Genomic DNA, 17,043 nt, shown 5'->3' with positions numbered 1-17,043 from the left:
TCGTCTGCGTTGCTGTGACAACGACTTCTGTTGGCGGCCCGTCGTCGGAGGCGGGTCGGATCGGACTTTAATCAGCGACATGGATGGGAAATCAGCCACATACATGCTAAGTGGCGCAGGTCACGGGGCCATCGGCGGGAGGAAGTTTCCGCTGGCCATCACTACCGGCGAGTAGCTCCGGCCAGGTGTGGCAGGTAGAACCGGGGAAGTTCGGTTCGGCCCACATCTACTACGTCTGGTAGTGGAAGAGTTCGCGCACAGTGCCCCCCACACAGTGGGATATTCCGGTTTGTTACCGTGATCAATCTCACATGCTTGGATGGATGGGTCGTAGCGCTTGCCGCCCTGCAATCGTTTCGTTACCGTCGAAGCGATTGATGTCACAACGCGGTCACGACAAGGGTGTCGTACCGGGTCCGGGAGCGCGACGATGCACCGCCGGGTCCGTACCCGACACCAGATTTTCGGACACGAGAGGACGGCAGGCTTGACGCAGTACCGCGTTCCGCAGGTAGCGAGCCGCCACACAGCGAGCCGTGCAGCGGGCGAACCGTCTTCCTCCTCGTACCACCCTCGATTCACAGGACTGCGCCGATGAGCCCTCGCCCCCTACAGCCCGTCCATCGAGCACAGTCCGCCCGGCGTTATCGCGGTGACGGAGAATCCTTCGACAACCACCCCTACTTCGGTGGTGCGGAATCCTTCGGCGGCGCCGAACCGGCCCCCCGGCCCGCCGGTGGCGCGGCCGACTGGAACGCCTGGTCCCCCGCCGACAATCCCGCCGGACCCGACTCCGGCAGCTGGAACGCCTGGGACACCTACGATCCCGCCGCCACCGGCCACGAGGACTACGAGTACGCGGCCGTCGACGATCCGTTCGAGGTCGGCCGACTCGATCCGGACCATCGCCCCGGCGACGGACTCGGTGGCGGCCGGGAGGGCCGCCGCGCCGGCGCCCACCGCACTCCCGCCCCGCCCAGCTCGCTCAAGGGCCGGGCCGCCGTGGTGGCCGTCGCCGCCGGCGCGGTCGTCGCGGCCGGCCAGGCCGAGATGGCGGCCACCGGGGGGCACCACCCCGCCACCGCCGACTACCAGGCCGGCGGCCAGGTCCACGAGATCGCCGCACAGGCGGTCAGCATCACCGACGCCGGCGCCGCCGATGCGCAGTCGCCGCAGGTGCTCAACGCCGCACCGGCCGCCGATGTGAGCCAGTTCTCCGACATCCTGCAGCACGGGCAGAAATTCGCGGCCGATCTCGCCGCCATCGAGGACGCGAAGCTGCGGCCCATCTACTCCAAGTTCGCCAACGGCACCTTCACCTCGGGCTTCGGAACCCGTTGGGGCGCCGAACATCTCGGTGTCGACATCGCGGCGCCGATCGGCACCCCGATCTACGCCGTCGAGGACGGCACCGTGATCGACGCCGGGCCGGCCTCCGGATTCGGTATGTGGGTGCGGCTCAAGCACGACGACGGCACCATCACGGTCTACGGCCACGTCGACACCGCCGTCGTCTCGGTCGGTCAGCGCGTCATGGCGGGCGATCAGATCGCCACCGTCGGCAACCGCGGCTTCTCCACCGGTCCGCACTGCCATTTCGAGGTGTGGCTCAACGGGAACGACAAGGTCGACCCGCTGCCCTGGCTCGCCTCGCGCGGTATTTCCCTGGGTGTCGAACGCGACTGAGCGCCCGGCCGCCGGACATCCGATCCTGTCCCCGGCGGCCCACCGCACCCCGTTCGTTCGTGTCTGTCGGTGCTCGCCGGTAGCGTGGATGGGCGATGGAAACGACGGTGGTTGATACGGATCAGCAGACACGCGATGCCCGGCGCGAGGACCGTGCCCGAGAGGCCCAGGAGCGAGCCGACCGGCTACTGGAGGGGCTCAACCCGCAGCAGCGATCCGCGGTCGTGCACACCGGCTCACCACTGCTCATCGTGGCGGGTGCGGGCTCCGGCAAGACGGCCGTGCTGACCCGGCGCATCGCCTATCTGCTCGCCGCGCGCGGGGTCACCCCCGGCCAGATCCTGGCCATCACCTTCACCAACAAGGCCGCCGCGGAGATGCGCGAGCGGGTCGCCGGTCTGATCGGGCCGCGCGCCGCGAGCATGTGGGTGTCCACCTTCCACTCCAGCTGCGTGCGCATCCTCCGCACCCAGTCCGCGCTGCTGCCGGGCCTGAACTCCAACTTCTCCATCTACGACGCCGACGACTCCCGCCGCCTGCTCGCGATGATCGGGCGCGACCTCGATCTGGACGCCAAGAAGTACACGCCCCGCCTGCTGTCCACCGCCATCTCCAACCTCAAGAACGAACTCATCGACCCGCCGCAGGCCGCCGCCGACGCCGAGTCCGACGAGAGCGAGCTGCCGCGCATCGTCGCCCGGGTCTACACCGAGTACCAGCGCCGGCTGCGCGGGGCCAACGCCATGGACTTCGACGACCTCATCGGCGAGACGGTCGCGCTGCTGCAGAACCACCCGCCGGTCGCCGAGTACTACCGCCGCCGCTTCCGGCACGTCCTGGTCGACGAGTACCAGGACACCAACCACGCGCAGTACGTGCTGGTGCGCGAGCTCGTCGGTCATCACACCCCCGGCACCGAGGTGGAACCCAGCGAGCTCTGCGTGGTCGGCGACGCCGACCAGTCCATCTATGCCTTCCGCGGCGCCACCATCCGCAACATCGAGGAGTTCGAGCGCGACTTCCCGGATGCGGAAACCATTCTGCTGGAACAGAATTACCGCTCCACCCAGCACATCCTGTCCGCGGCCAACGCGCTCATCTCGCGCAACGAGGGCCGCCGCGACAAGCGGCTGTGGACCGATTCCGGCGACGGCGACCTGATCACCGGATACGTGGCCGACAACGAGCACGACGAGGCCGCGTTCGTGGCCCGCGAGATCGACCGGCTGGTCGACGGCGGCGACTACAACTACGCCGACGTGGCGGTGTTCTACCGCACCAACAACAACTCCCGGGCCCTGGAGGAGATCTTCATCCGGATGGGCCTGCCGTACAAGGTGGTCGGCGGCGTCCGCTTCTACGAGCGCAAGGAGGTGCGCGATATCGTCGCGTACCTGCGGGTGCTGGAGAATCCGGACGACGCGGTGAGCCTGCGGCGCATCCTCAACACGCCCCGGCGCGGCATCGGTGACCGGGCCGAGGCCTGCGTGGCCGTGCACTCCGAGCAGCGCGCCATCGGTTTCGCGCAAGCGCTGCGCGAGGCCGCCGACGGCAAGGTCGCACTGCTCAACACCCGCGCGCAGCGGGCCATCGCGGGCTTCCTGGACCTGCTGGACGAGATCCGGGCCGCCGGCGACCGGGACGACGACGATCTCGACTTCCCCGATGTGGGCAACGTGGTGGAGGCGGTACTCGACCGCACCGGATATCGCGCCGAACTGGAGGCCTCCGACGATCCGCAGGACGGCGCCCGCCTCGACAACCTGAACGAATTGGTCAGCGTGGCCCGCGAATTCAGTTCCGAGGCCCGCAACGACGTCGAGGCCGCGCGGGCCGAGGGTCTGGTCCCGGAGGCCGCCGAGGGTGAGCCCGATCCGGGCTCGCCGGCCGCCTTCCTGGAGCGGGTCTCCCTGGTCGCCGACTCCGACCAACTCCCCGACGAGGGCTCCGGCGTCGTCACGCTGATGACCCTGCACACCGCCAAGGGGCTGGAATTCCCGGTCGTCTTCGTGACCGGCTGGGAGGACGGTCAGTTCCCGCACATGCGGGCACTCGGCGATCCGACCGAGCTGGCCGAAGAACGCCGTCTGGCGTATGTGGGTCTCACCCGGGCCCGCCGGCGCCTGTATCTGACCCGGGCGGTGATCCGCTCCGGCTGGGGGCAGCCGGTGTCCAATCCGGAATCGCGCTTCCTCCAGGAGATTCCGCAGCACCTGATCGACTGGCAGCGGCTCGAGCCGGCGGCGTCCGCCGGTGGCCGCGGTTTCCGGCGCCGCGGCGAGGAGGACGGCCAGGAACGCGACTGGACCCGCGGCGACGGCTGGTCCGCCGGTGCGCGGCCCGGAGTACGCGGCGGCGGCGAGCGCCGCCCGGCCCCCTCGGCCGCGGCGAAACGCAACAACGTGGACCTGGTCCTGGCCGTCGGCGACCGGGTCAGCGACGACAAGTACGGCCTGGGCCGGGTGGTCTCGGTCGAGGGGCTCGGCCCGGTGGCGACGGTCACCATCGACTTCGGCAGCGCGGGCACCATCCGGCTGATCCCGCAGTACAGTCGCACTCTGGTCAAGTTGTGAGTGATCGCTCGGGAACTGTTTTGCATTGCTACGTACGCGTGGCAGACTGGCCGCATGTCCGGCGCTCATCCAGATCCTGCTGTCCGATCGGCCCTCGACGTATTCGGGCCGTTGTTCGTGCAGATGAGCGCACACTGACGGGGGATAATACGAGACCTATCGGGTCAGTTTCACGGTGTAGGAACCGGTCGTAACAGGTGACGTCCGCCTGCCGATCGAAGTTCTGACACGAGGAGAGAAAGTATGAGCACCTCTACCGAACCGCTGGAGCAACCGGCGACCGGGTCCGACTCATCGCTGCCCACCAGCGAGGCGGACATCGACAAACTCCGCAAGGAGATCGACCGGCTCGATGCCGAGATCCTCGCCGCCGTCAAACGGCGTACCGAGGTCTCGCGAATGATCGGCCGCACCCGGATGGCCAACGGCGGCCCGCGTCTCGTGCACTCCCGCGAGATGAAGGTGCTGGAGCGTTTCAGCGAGTTGGGCCAGGAGGGCCACACGCTGGCCATGCTGCTGCTGCGACTGGGCCGCGGGCGCCTCGGCCACTAGCCGACCGCAACGACCGACCGGAATTCCCCCGGACATGCGAACCGCCCCGGACATGATGTCCGGGGCGGTTCGCATGTCCGGGCCGCGTGGTGTCACGGCCGGGCGCGGCTCACTGCAGGGCGATGTACTTGGTGGACAGGTACTCCTCGATGCCCTCGTACCCGCCCTCGCGGCCGAAGCCCGACTCCTTCACGCCGCCGAAGGGCGCGGCCGGATCCGAGATGACGCCGCGGTTGACGCCCACCATGCCGCTCTCCAGCCCCTCGGCGACACGCAGGGCCCGATCCAGGTCGCGGGTGTACACATAGGCCACCAGACCGAATTCGGTGTCGTTGGCGGCGGCCAGGCCCTCTTCCTCGGTGTCGAAGCCGACGATCGGGGCGACCGGTCCGAACACCTCCTCGCGCAGGATGCGGGCCCCGGCGGGCACATCGGTGAGGATCGTGGCCGGATAGTAGTAACCGGTACCACCCGGCGCCTTACCGCCGAGCGCGACCGTCGCACCCTGTGCGGTGGCGTCGTCGACCAGATCGCTGACGGTGTCCAGCTGCTCCTGGTTGATCAGCGGGCCCAGCGTGGTCTCCGGATCGGTGCCCGGACCCAGCTTGACCGCCTGCATCGCCGTCACCAGCTTCTCGGTGAATTCGGCGCGGACCGCATTGTGCACATGGAACCGGTTCGCGGCCGTGCACGCCTCGCCGCCGTTGCGCAGCTTCGCCAGCATGGCGCCGGATACCGCCGCGTCCACGTCGGCGTCGTCGAACACCACGAACGGGGCGTTGCCGCCGAGTTCCATCGAGGTGCGCAGCAGGCCGTGCGCGGACTTCTCGACCAGCATCTTCCCGACCGGGGTCGAGCCGGTGAAGGTGAGCTTGCGCAGTCGCGAATCCTGCACCAGCGCATCGGTGACCGCGCCGGACCGCTTCGAGGTGATCACCGACAGCACGCCGGCGGGCAGCCCGGCCTCGCTGCACAGCCGCGCCAGCAGCAGCATGGTCAGCGGGGTCGCCGAGGCGGGTTTCACGATCATGGTGCAACCGGCCGCCAGCGCGGGCCCGATCTTGCGCGTGCCCATCGCCAGCGGGAAGTTCCACGGGGTGATCGCCAGGCACGGCCCGACCGGCTGCTTGTGCACGACGATGCGGCCGGTGCCGGACGGCGCGGCCTGATACCGGCCGTGCACGCGCACAGCCTCCTCGCTGAACCAGCGGAAGAATTCGGCGCCGTAACGCACCTCGTTGCGGCTCTCCGGCAGCGCCTTGCCCATCTCCAGGGTCATCAGCAGGGCGAAGTCCTCGGTACGGGCGACGATCGCCTCGTACACGGCCCGCAGGATCTCGGCGCGCTCGCGGGCCGGGGTGGCGGCCCATTCGGCCTGGACCGCGGCGGCGGCGTCCAGCGCGCGCACCGCGTCCTCCGGCGTGGCGTCCGCCACGTGGGTGATCGGTTCGCCGGTGGCGGGGTTCTCGACGGCGAAGGTGGCGCCACCGGTGGCGTCCACCGGGCCGCCGATCCAGAGTTGTGTGGGTACGGAATCGAGGAGTTCACGTTCGGACACCATGATTTCAGCCTAAGCCGCGGACCCCCGTCCGGTGCCCGAGTAGTACCCATTGCGTGCAATGTCCCATGTCGAAACCGCAGGGCGGCATGTTGTCCCGGTATCCGCGCAGGCCGCCGCCCCGGGCGCGGCGATTACCGGCCGGTCGGACCGGGCCGGTCCCTGCGCGGCGGCCCCGCCGCCGGTAGGGTCTGGACTTGTGAGCAGCGACATCACCGCCACGGCGGCCTGGCAGAAACTTCGCGATCACCACGCCGCCCTCGCCGAGCGGCACCTGCGGGAATTCTTCGCCGCCGATCCGGAGCGCGGGCACGAGCTGACCGTCACGGTCGCGGATCTGCGCATCGACTACAGCAAGCATCGCATCACGCGCGAAACCCTGGACCTACTGGTCGAATTGGCCGAGGCCGCCGGGGTGGCCCGGCGCCGCGACGAGATGTTCGCCGGCGCGCACATCAACACCTCCGAGGATCGGGCCGTCGGGCATGTCGCGCTGCGGCTGCCGGCCGGCGAGTCGATGATCATCGACGGCGCCGACGCCGGGACCGAGGTGCACGAAGCCCTGCGCCGGATGGGCGAATTCACCGATTCGGTGCGCTCCGGCGAGTGGCGCGGCGCGACCGGTGACCGGATCACCACGGTGGTGAACATCGGCATCGGCGGGTCGGATCTGGGCCCGGTGATGGTGCACCAGGCCCTGCGGCACTACGCCGACGCCGGTATCGACGCCCGGTTCGTGTCGAATATCGACCCGGCCGATCTGACCGCGAAGCTGGTCGGCCTCGACCCGGCCGCCACCCTGTTCGTGATCTCCTCCAAGACGTTCTCGACGCTGGAGACGCTGACCAACGCCACCGCGGCCCGGCGCTGGATCGTCGCCGCACTGGGCGAGGACGCGGTGGCGAAGCATTTCGTCGCGGTGTCCACCAACGCCGAGCGGGTGGCCGCCTTCGGTATCGACACCGCCAACATGTTCGGCTTCTGGGACTGGGTCGGCGGCCGCTACTCCGTCGATTCGGCGATCGGGCTGTCGGTGATGGCGGTGATCGGCAAGGAGCGGTTCGCCGAGTTCCTGGCCGGAATGCACGCCGTGGACCGGCATTTCGTCACCGCGCCGCTGAACGGGAACGCCCCCGTGCTGCTCGCCCTGCTCGGCGTCTGGTACTCGAACTTCTTCGGCGCGCAGTCCCGCGCGGTGCTGCCGTATTCGAACGATCTGGCCCGTTTCCCGGCCTATCTGCAGCAGCTGACGATGGAGTCCAACGGCAAATCCGTTCGCGCGGACGGCAGTCCGGTCACCACCGGCACCGGTGAGATCTTCTGGGGCGAGCCCGGCACCAACGGGCAGCACGCCTTCTACCAGCTGCTGCACCAGGGCACCCGGCTCATCCCGGCCGATTTCCTCGGATTCGCCCGGCCCACCGACGATCTGCCCACCCGCGACGGCACCGGCAGCATGCACGACATCCTGATGAGCAACCTGTTCGCGCAGACCAAGGTGCTGGCCTTCGGCAAGACCGCCGAGGAGATCGCGGCCGAGGGCACCGCCCCGGAACTGGTGCCGCACAAGGTGATGCCGGGCAACCGGCCCACCACGACGATCCTCGCGCCGAAGCTGACCCCGTCGGTGGTCGGCCAGCTGATCGCCCTGTACGAGCATCAGGTGTTCGTGGAAGGCGCGATCTGGGGTATCGACAGCTTCGACCAGTGGGGTGTGGAGCTGGGCAAGCAGCAGGCCCTGGCCCTCGAGCCGCTGCTCACCTCCGCGGAAGAGCCCGCCTCGCAGGGTGATTCGTCGACCGACGCGCTGATCCACTGGTACCGCGACAACCGCTGACATCCGTCGCGCGGCCCCGGCGGGCACCCGCCGGGGCGGCGCCGGTCTAACCGAGCAGATCGGTGAGCGCCTCGTCCAGCGTCGGATAGCGGAACCGGAAGCCGGTGTGCGGCAACACCTCCGAGGTGGCGTGGCGTCCGGTCAGACCGAGCATGGGATCCGTGCGCAGGAGGATCGCGCCGAGGCGCAGCAGCGGCGCCGGAGTCGGCGGCGCGGGCGGCCGGCGCAGATGCCGCCGGAGCGCGGCCATCAATTCCCGGTTGCGGACGGGAAAGTCCGTGGCGGCCACCAGAACTCCGCCGGGCAGCCGGACCTGCGGATCGAGGCCCAGCGCGGCGCGCACCAGCGCCAGCCAGTCCGTGACGTGGATCCAGCTGAACCACTGGTCACCCGGTCCCACCCGGCCGCCGAGCCCGGCCCGGGTCAATCCGGTCAGCCGGCGCAACGCGGGCGATTGCGGATCGAGCACGATCGAGGTGCGCAGGATCGTCCGGTGCGTGGCGTTCGCGCCGTCGAAGGCCCGCTCCCACGGCTCGGCGACCCCGGTCATCTGCGGCAGGCCGATCGGCAACGGCGTCGATTCCGTACATCGCGCCTCGCCCATATCCGACCAGATCGCGGTGGTACTCGCCTGCACCCAGTGATCGATCGGCCGCTCCAGGCGCCGCGCGGCCGCGACCAGCGCCGCGGTGGAATCGACTCGGCTGCTGCGCAATTCGGCGATATTGCGGCCGGTGGGCGGACAATCCACCAGTTTCCCGGCCAGATTGACCACCGCCGTACGGCCCGGCCCGCGCAGCACCTCGGCCCAGTCGCCGACACTGCGGCCGTCCCAGCACACCTGGAAGAACGGCAGTTCCGGATGGGCCCGCCGGGTCAGGACGGTCACGCGATGGCCGCGGCAGGTGAGATCGGCGGCGATCCGGCGTCCCAGCGCCCCACTGCCACCGGCGATCACGACGTTCACCGGGTCGGACTCCGTCGCGAACTCCTCGATACCGGCCAGCCGGGCCAGCCGCGCGAACCCCAGCGCGGTCGCATCCCGTAACCGATCCCCGATGATCCGGCGGAACACCGGGGCCGAGGGGCCGCTGCATCCGATGTCCTGGGTCACCTCGGTACCACCGTCGCGCGGGGTCAGCCGCCACGAGATCCGCAGTGCCCCTGCCGGTTCGGGCTGTTCGACGGTGAGTTCGCGGCCGGGTTCGTAGCCGGTGAGCACGAACGGTTTCGCGAGCCGCGCGTGCACGGTTCCCGACACGCGTCCGGCGGGCACATAGGCACCGCTCGCCCCCACCGCCGCCGGCCCGTGCAGGCGGACCGAGGCCACCACCGGATTCCATTCCGGCCATCGCGTGAGATCCCCCAGGATCGGCCACAATCGGTCCGCCGGAAGTGCCATGAACTGCGTGTACGACGTCGTACCTGCCATTATTCAGACGCTAGACCCCCGCACCGGGTCACCGGAACGTGTCGCTACTCACCCGGCCGCCGGCGCGGCCCGGAGCAGCGGACACAGTGCCGGTGAGCCGTGCCACACCGGATCGCACGCGCGCGAACGGCCGCCGCCCGCAACGTGTGTCAGCGCACCAGGGCGTTGAGCATCGGGTAGACCTCGGTCACACCCAGATCGCCGACCACCACCGGATCGCGGTCGCGCAGCGCGTGGGCGTCCGCGAGGGTGCCGACCTCCACCACGGCCAGCCCCCACACGCCCCCGGGATCGCCGACCGGCCCGTAGACGACCGCGATCCGGTCCTGCAGGCATTTCTGCCAATACGCGAAATGCTCGTTCATGACCGAGGATTCGGCCGCACTGAGATCGGCCGGGAAATCCGGCCGATGCGGAACGAACTTCAGGACGAAGTAGGCCATGCGCCACGCTAACCCACGCGGCCTCCCGCCGAGCCGCACCACGACCGCCCCCGGTGCGGGAGATTCCGGCGGACCGGCCGGGCACGGGTCCCGGCCACATCCGGCCCGGACTACTCGGCGAGGTCCGGGCCGCCGGGCGGATCCGCCGTCAGAGGTGGGCCCGTTCGAGGATCGCGGTCGTGTCGACACCGGCCGGGAGCGTGCCGAACGCGATACCCCAGTCGCCGCCGAGACGGCTGGCGCAGAAGGCGTCCGCGATCGCGGCATGACCGTGACGGACCAGTTGCGCACCCTGGAGTACCAGCGCCATCAACTCCACGACCCGGCGGGCCCGGAACTCGATATCGCCGAGATCGGTCAGCTCCTTGCCGATCCGATCGATCGCGTCGTCCAGATGCGGGTTGCCGCCGCGGGCGCGCGACACCTCGTCGAAGTACGCCTCCACGCTCTCGGGCTGACGGGCCATGGCGCGCAGGGCATCCAGGGCGGCCACGTTGCCGGAGCCCTCCCAGATCGACATCAGCGGCGACTCCCGGAACAACCGCGGCATACCCGATTCCTCGACATAACCGTTGCCGCCCAGGCATTCCAGCGCCTCCGCGGCGTGCGCGGGGGCACGCTTGCAGACCCAGTACTTGGTGATCGCCAGCGCGATCCGGCGCAGCGCCGCCTCCGCGGGATCCTGCGCGGCCCGATCGGTGGCGCCGGCCAGGCGCATCATCGCCATGGTCGCGGCCTCGGATTCGATCACCAGATCGGCGAGTACGTTGCGCATCGCGGGCTGGTCGATCAGGTTGGCGCCGAACGCCTTCCGATGCCGGGCATGGTGGGCCGCGTGCACCGCCGCGACCCGCATCCCGGTCGCCGAGCCGATCACGCAGTCCAGCCGGGTCATGTTCACCATCTCGATGATGGTCTTCACGCCCGCGCCCTCGGGACCGACCAGCCAGCCGGTGGCGTCCTCGTATTCGATCTCCGAGGAGGCATTGGACTTGTTGCCCAGTTTGTCCTTGAGCCGTTGCAGCCGTAGGGCATTGCGGGTGCCGTCGGGCAGCACTCGCGGCAGCAGGAAGCAGGACAGCCCGCCCGGCGCCTGGGCCAGGGTCAGGAACATGTCCGACATCGGTGCGGAGGTGAACCACTTGTGGCCGACGATCCGATGGGTGCCGTCGGATTGTGGTGTGGCGGTGGTGGTGTTGGCGCGCACATCGGAGCCGCCCTGCTTCTCCGTCATCGACATACCGGCGATCAGACCGGTTTTCGACGACGGCTCGCGGAGGCCGAAATCGTAACTGCGCGAACCCAGCAGCGGTTCGAACCGGGCCGACAGCTCACGGTTGTGCCGCAGCGCGGGCACCACGGCATAGGTCATGGAGATCGGGCACATGTGACCGGCGTCGGCGATACCCCAGGTGTAGAACTTGGCGGCGCGCGCGGTGTGCGCGCCGGGCCGCTCGTCGAGCCACGGCGTGCCGTGCAGCCCGTGCCCGACCGCGACCTCCATCAGCCGGTGCCAGTACGGATGGAACTCCACCTCGTCGATGCGGTTGCCGTACCGATCGTGCGTGTGCAGCACCGGCGGATACGCGTTGGCGAGCCGGCCCCAGTCCTGCACCTCGGGGCTGCCGGCCAGCACGCCCAGTTCGCGGACCTCGGCCTCGGCCCAGCCCGCGCCCTCGCGGTGCAGAGCGGCCAGCAGTGCCGGATTGTCCGAGTAGTCGAACGGGACGATCGGCGGAACCTGATTGAACACCTCGTGTGTCGGCACCCTTGCCTCCTATCGGTCGTGTCCGGGCCGCTCGCGCCCCGGAGCGAATCGCTCGTACCCACCGGACTCCGGCGCGCCGACGGCGCGCAGGGCGAAGGCGACCAGTTCGGCCACCACCCGATCGGCGCCCGCCGGTTCCGGATCGTCGTCGGATCGTTGTGACAGTGGCCCGACCATCACCTCGGCGATGGCGCCGACCAGCGCCGCCGCGCTGATACGCGGATCCTGGCCGGCGATCTCGCCGCCGGCCATCCCGGCCCGGATGGCCGCCTCGAAACTCTGCGCGAACACCTGCCGGTAGTGCAGCCGCTGCGCGTCGACCGCGGCGTCGACCGGCTCGGCGAGCATCGCGTAGGCCAGCCGTGGATTCTTCAGCGCGCGACCGGCGAAGGTCTCCACCCCGGCGACCAGCCGTTCGAGCGCCGCACCCTCGGCGGTGACCGCGGACACCACCGCCACCTCCCGCTCGACCACCTGCCGGAACACCGCGCCCACCAGCTCGGATTTACCCGCGAAGTGGCCGTAGACGGTGCCGGTGGCGACACCCGCCGCCGCGGCGACCGCGGCCATCGACAGCCCGCCGTAGCCGGACCGGGCCAGCACCGACGCCGCCGCGCGCACGATCTGCTGCTGCTGTGCGTCGAGGCGGGCCTGTACCGCGGGGGTCCGGCGATATGCCATACAAGTAGTGAACATCAATTCATTTCTTGACGCAAGGCCCGGAGCACGACGTATGGTCGATCCGGAAGGCCCGCGCAGTGGCCGCGGGCGCCGGGACGGCGAAGGGGACGGTCGTGAGCGGTCAGGGACCGGAGGCTGCGGCGCAGCCCGGCCGTACGGACGCCGAGATCCCCGGCGTCCGCGTCGAGCGCAAGGGCCCGGTGTTCACCGTCGTCCTGGACCGACCGCACGCACGCAACGCCGTCGACGGGCCGACCGCGCGGGCACTGGCCGACGCGTTCCGGGAATTCGACGCCGACCCGGAGGCCGCCATCGCGGTGCTGTGGGGTGCGGGCGGCACCTTCTGCGCCGGGGCCGACCTGAAGGCGATGGGCACCGAGCAGTCCAATCGGGTCGACGAGGACGGCGACGGCCCGATGGGCCCGACCCGGATGCGGCTGTCCAAGCCGGTCATCGCCGCCGTCTCCGGGTACGCGGTGGCCGGCGGGCTGGAGCTGGCGCTCTGGTGCGATCTGCGAGTTGCCGAGCAGGACAGCACCTTCGGCGTGTTCTGCCGCCGCTGGGGCGTTCCGCTGATCGACGGCGGCACCGTGCGACTGCCCCGCATCGTCGGCGAGGGCCGCGCGATGGACATGATCCTCACCGGCCGGGCCGTCGGCGCCACCGAGGCCCTGCAGATCGGCCTGGTGAACCGCGTGGTACCCGACGGCGAATCCCGCAGCGCCGCAGAGGATCTCGCGGCCGAGCTGGCCGCCCTGCCGCAGACCTGCATGCGCTCGGACCGGTTGTCGGCGCTGGAGGCGGCGGGTCTGGACGAGCCCGCGGCCATCCGCAACGAACTGCGCCACGGCGTCGCCGCGCTCACCGAACCCGAGGGCGCGCTCGCCGGCGCCCGCCGCTTCGCCGCCGGCGCCGGGCGGGGCGGCCGCCCGGCCTGATCCCGGTCCGGCACGATGACGGCATGCCTCGCCACATGAACGCACCCGGCCGCGCCGTTCCCCCGCTCGGCAGGTCCGACGCGCATGCGTGATCGGGGCCGGGTGTCTCGGCTGAGCGTGGTCGACGAGATATTCCTGCGCACCCATCGAGGTATGGGAACGCCGATCGTGCTGCAAGGCGTGTGGCGAACCGACGAACCCGTGGAACCCGAACTGCTCGAACGGGTACACGCGGCCCTGCGCCGAGGACCGTTGGGCCGCCGCGTGATTCGCGTCCGGGTGCCCGGCGCGCGCCGGGCCTGGCAGGCGACCGTGGCCGCACATCCCCTGACCTTCGCACCCGCTCCCGTCCCCGCGCACGCACTGCTGGATTGGGCGAATACCCAAGGGGAGGCACTGGATCCGGAACTCGGGCCGGGCTGGCGGCTGGCGGCGGCGACGGTCGGGGACGGCGGCACCGCCGTCTCCCTCACCTGTTCGCACGTACTGGCCGACGGCCGCGGACTGATCCACGCGATCGACGCGGCGATGCTCGAATCGTCCCGCATCCCGATCACGGGTACATCCGGCCCGGCCGCAGGCGTCTGCACCCCGGCAGCGCGCGCTGATACTCCGGACGAGGACGCCGAAAGTACTGCCGGACAATCCGATTGGTCGGATGCGCGGCAACAGTGGGCGATCGTGCTGGGCGGCACGATCCGGGCACTGCGCCGGGGTGTCCCCGCCCGGCCGTCCGCGACCGGCGCGCGGTCTGCCACCACCGCCGTCGCCATCCACGATGTGGTCCTGACGGTTCCGGCCGCCGAATGGGACCGCGCCGCAGCCGGATACGGTGGCACCGCGAACAGCCTGTTCGTGCACGCGGTCGCGAAGATACTGTGGGACAGCGGTTTCCCCGAACCCACCATCGCCGCGAGTGTCCCGGTGGACACCCGCGACGAACCACGGGTGGACAACGACCTGTCGGTGACCGAGGTGGCGATCACCCGCACCGACACTCCCGCCACGCTGCGGGCGAAATGCCGTGCCGCATACGAGCGCCGGATGACCGGCCCCGCCGGCCTGCCCGAGGAGATCCTCCAGGTGGTCCCGGATCGGCTGGCGTACCGGCTGTCCCGCGGCGCGGGCGAACGCGACATCCTCTGTTCCAACCTCGGCGTACTCCCCGCCTCGCTGCAACGGCTGGGCCCGCACCGGTGCCGGGGTATCGCCGCGCGCGCCATCCACCCGGGGCTGCGGCCGGAAACCCTGCCCCGTACAAGGCTGTCGGGCTATCTGTCCCGCCTCGGCGACACCTATACGCTGGCCCTGGTCGGGCTCGATCCGGCCCTGTCGCCGTCGCGGGCCGAGCTGTCGGCCGGGGCCCGCGCCACATTGTCGAGTCTGGGACTCACCGCCGTCGAATGGTGCTGAGCCGGAAGCGGACCGGACGCCGGATCAGGCGACCGGCGCCCGCTGCACCGACACCCGGGACAGCACATGGTCCGGGGTGTCCACTCCGGCCACCAGATCGGCGGCCGGGATCGGCGGCTCCCACACCTGCCGGACCGGCAGCACGCCCGCCCAGACCGGACTGTCCAGATCCTCGGCATCGTCGCCGGGACCACCGGAACGGGCCTTCACCGACGCCTCGGTGAGATCCAGGGACAGGACCAGGGTGGCGGCCAGTTCCTTCCGGTTCGGCGGCCGGACGGTGTCCCAGGCGCCGGGAGCGGCGTGTTCGACGATGGTGCGCAGCGCGTGCAGTCGCTCGTCCGGGTCGGCGACCTCCACCGGCCGGCCGTGGATCACCGCCGACCGGTAGTTCATCGAGAAGTGCATGGCCGAGCGCGCGTACACCAGCCCGTCGACCAGGGTGACCGCCACCGAGACGTCTCCGGTCAGCGCCGCGCGCAGATTTCCGGCGCCGGTGGACCCGTGCAGGTAGAGGGTGTCGCCGGAGCGGCCGAAGATGGTGGGCAGGACCACGGGCGCGCCGTGCAGGACCACCCCGAGATGGCAGATGAGCGCGGTGTCGAGGACCGCGTCCAGGGCGGCGCGGTCGGTGGCGGAGCGGTCACGATAACGGTTGACGGTACTGCGCGGGGTCGGCGAGAGCGGAGGGCGGGACACGGCAGGTGACTCGGTCATATGTCCACAATGTGTGGTCCAATGGGACTGCAAAAGAGCCAATTCTCAGCAAATACGAAGGTCCACTTCCATGAGCGATCCCTGGGACGACGTGCCGATCACGCTCGACCGTAGCGCGAACACCCCACTGTCGGTACAGATCGCCGACGGAGTGCGGTCCGCCGCCGCCATCGGGCGGTTGCGCGCCGGTGACCGCCTGATGTCCTCCCGGACCCTGGCGACCCGGCTGGGCGTCAGCCGCACGGTGGTGACCGCGGCCTATGACCAATTGCATGCCGAAGGCTGGCTGAACAGCCGCCGCGGTTCCGGCACCTTCCTGACCACCGCACCCGCAGCGACCGTCGAGCAATCTTCGGCGACGGATGAGGTCCCGCTCGCGGACCTGCTCGATCTCGGTCCCGGCGCGCCCTGCGTGGAGGTGATCGACCGGGCCGCCTGGCGCCGGGCCTGGTGGTCGTCGGGGCATCGCAGCGTGGTGGTGCGCAAGGATCGGGCCGGTGATCCGGAGTACCGGGCCGCGGTCGCCGAACATCTGCTGCGTCATCGCGGACTGTCCGCGGGCAGCAACACCGTGGTACTCGCCACCGCGGGCAGTAGCGCGGCGGTGGCCGAATTGGCGGCGGTGGTCCTGCGGCCCGGTGACCGGGTGGCCGTCGAGGACCCCGGATATCAGCGGGCGGTCGGCGCGCTGCGGGCCGCCGGCGCGCGCGTACTGCCGATTCCGGTGGACGGCGACGGGCTCCGCGTCGATCTGCTGCCGCCCGATATCAAGGCCGTGTATTGCACTCCGGCGCACCAGTTTCCGCTCGGTAGCCGGATGCCGGCCCGGCGCCGCACCGAACTGATCGAATTCGCCCGCCGGCACGGCGCCCTGGTCATCGAGGACGACTACGACGGCGAGTTGCGCTACGACACCGAGCCGCTGCCACTGCTGGCCACCCTCGCCCCCGATGTGGTGGTCCACTTGGGCACGACCTCCAAGATCCTCTCCCCCGTCCTCGGCGCGGGCTGGCTCGTCGCACCGCCCGACATCGCGAAATCCGTGCTCTCCCATCGCGAGTCGACCGGTACCGGACCGGCTCCGGCCGGCCAGCAGGTGGTGGTCGAATTGGCCCACAACGGCGATCTGGCCCGGCACCTGCGCCGGTTGCGCCGCGCGATGCCCGATCGCCGCGCCCTGGTGGTCGGCGAACTGCGCCGCCACGGCCTGGAGGTACTCGGCGACGACGCCGGTTCGCACGTGGTGGTGCCGCTGACCTCGACCGCCGACGAGCAGCGGGTGACCGCGGCCGCGCAGCGTCGCGGCGTCCGCCTCGACGGCCTGGCCCGCCACCATTGCGGACCGCAACAGCACTTCGGGATCGCACTCGGTTATGCGGCGCTGCCCCGCGAGGAACTGGCGGTCGCGGTGCGGATAGCGGTGGAGTGCCTGACCGCGCGGTAGG

General features: G+C 70.4%; 13 protein-coding genes. 7 read left to right on the top strand and 6 right to left on the bottom strand.

What is annotated here, in order from left to right; genetic code table 11:
• Window positions 1-594 precede the first annotated feature (594 nt).
• The 3 genes from G361_RS0139945 (at window position 595) to G361_RS0139935 (ending at window position 4,811) form a co-directional block, all read left to right on the top strand.
• Window positions 595-1,686 carry a M23 family metallopeptidase gene (locus G361_RS0139945; protein WP_019932767.1) on the top strand — a complete coding sequence of 364 codons (1,092 nt, stop codon included), beginning with the start codon at window positions 595-597 and terminating at the stop codon, window positions 1,684-1,686.
• Window positions 1,687-1,781: 95 nt separating this feature from the next.
• Window positions 1,782-4,259 carry a DNA helicase PcrA gene (pcrA, locus tag G361_RS0139940; protein ID WP_019932766.1) on the top strand — a complete coding sequence of 826 codons (2,478 nt, stop codon included), beginning with the start codon at window positions 1,782-1,784 and terminating at the stop codon, window positions 4,257-4,259.
• Between the two features lie 243 nt (window positions 4,260-4,502).
• The gene (locus G361_RS0139935; protein ID WP_019932765.1) at window positions 4,503-4,811 is read left to right on the top strand and encodes a chorismate mutase; all 309 of its coding nucleotides are present in this window, start codon (window positions 4,503-4,505) and stop codon (window positions 4,809-4,811) included.
• Between the two features lie 109 nt (window positions 4,812-4,920).
• Here the strand turns inward: G361_RS0139935 and G361_RS0139930 are convergent, their stop codons facing one another.
• Window positions 4,921-6,372, bottom strand: a complete 1,452-nt coding sequence (locus G361_RS0139930; RefSeq protein ID WP_019932764.1) for an NAD-dependent succinate-semialdehyde dehydrogenase — start codon at window positions 6,370-6,372, stop codon at window positions 4,921-4,923.
• Window positions 6,373-6,568: 196 nt separating this feature from the next.
• On the opposite strand from G361_RS0139930, the gene pgi reads away from it, so the two are divergent.
• Complete coding sequence (gene pgi, locus G361_RS0139925) at window positions 6,569-8,206, top strand: glucose-6-phosphate isomerase (RefSeq protein ID WP_019932763.1); 1,638 nt, start codon at window positions 6,569-6,571, stop codon at window positions 8,204-8,206.
• Between the two features lie 46 nt (window positions 8,207-8,252).
• On the opposite strand, the gene G361_RS0139920 is transcribed toward pgi, so the two are convergent.
• The 4 genes from G361_RS0139920 to G361_RS0139905 all read right to left on the bottom strand — a co-directional run bounded on the left by G361_RS0139920 (window position 8,253) and on the right by G361_RS0139905 (window position 12,530).
• The gene (locus G361_RS0139920; RefSeq protein WP_019932762.1) at window positions 8,253-9,638 is read right to left on the bottom strand and encodes a DUF1731 domain-containing protein; all 1,386 of its coding nucleotides are present in this window, start codon (window positions 9,636-9,638) and stop codon (window positions 8,253-8,255) included.
• Between the two features lie 149 nt (window positions 9,639-9,787).
• Entirely contained in the window at window positions 9,788-10,081 is a 294-nt protein-coding gene (locus tag G361_RS0139915; RefSeq protein ID WP_019932761.1) for a YciI family protein, read from the bottom strand.
• Window positions 10,082-10,229: 148 nt separating this feature from the next.
• Window positions 10,230-11,849 carry an acyl-CoA dehydrogenase family protein gene (locus G361_RS0139910; RefSeq protein ID WP_019932760.1) on the bottom strand — a complete coding sequence of 540 codons (1,620 nt, stop codon included), beginning with the start codon at window positions 11,847-11,849 and terminating at the stop codon, window positions 10,230-10,232.
• 9 nt (window positions 11,850-11,858) lie between these two features.
• Entirely contained in the window at window positions 11,859-12,530 is a 672-nt protein-coding gene (locus tag G361_RS0139905) for a TetR/AcrR family transcriptional regulator (RefSeq protein WP_019932759.1), read from the bottom strand.
• Between the two features lie 167 nt (window positions 12,531-12,697).
• On the opposite strand from G361_RS0139905, the gene G361_RS0139900 reads away from it, so the two are divergent.
• Together G361_RS0139900 and G361_RS0139895 are read left to right on the top strand one after the other, a co-directional pair.
• A complete protein-coding gene (locus G361_RS0139900) occupies window positions 12,698-13,468 on the top strand; it encodes a crotonase/enoyl-CoA hydratase family protein (protein WP_026344088.1) in 771 nt (256 codons plus the stop codon).
• Window positions 13,469-13,552: 84 nt separating this feature from the next.
• Window positions 13,553-14,881, top strand: a complete 1,329-nt coding sequence (locus G361_RS0139895; RefSeq protein ID WP_231387247.1) for a hypothetical protein — start codon at window positions 13,553-13,555, stop codon at window positions 14,879-14,881.
• Between the two features lie 24 nt (window positions 14,882-14,905).
• On the opposite strand, the gene G361_RS0139890 is transcribed toward G361_RS0139895, so the two are convergent.
• Window positions 14,906-15,598, bottom strand: a complete 693-nt coding sequence (locus G361_RS0139890; RefSeq protein WP_026344086.1) for a pyridoxamine 5'-phosphate oxidase family protein — start codon at window positions 15,596-15,598, stop codon at window positions 14,906-14,908.
• A gap of 70 nt (window positions 15,599-15,668) precedes the next feature.
• Between G361_RS0139890 and G361_RS0139885 the strand changes: the two genes are divergently transcribed.
• The gene (locus G361_RS0139885) at window positions 15,669-17,042 is read left to right on the top strand and encodes a PLP-dependent aminotransferase family protein (RefSeq protein ID WP_019932755.1); all 1,374 of its coding nucleotides are present in this window, start codon (window positions 15,669-15,671) and stop codon (window positions 17,040-17,042) included.
• Window position 17,043: the final 1 nt, after the last annotated feature.

It is taken from the genome of Nocardia sp. BMG111209 (genome assembly GCF_000381925.1).
In the GTDB taxonomy this organism is placed as follows: domain Bacteria; phylum Actinomycetota; class Actinomycetes; order Mycobacteriales; family Mycobacteriaceae; genus Nocardia.
This window is presented reverse-complemented; position numbering and strand designations above follow the sequence as displayed.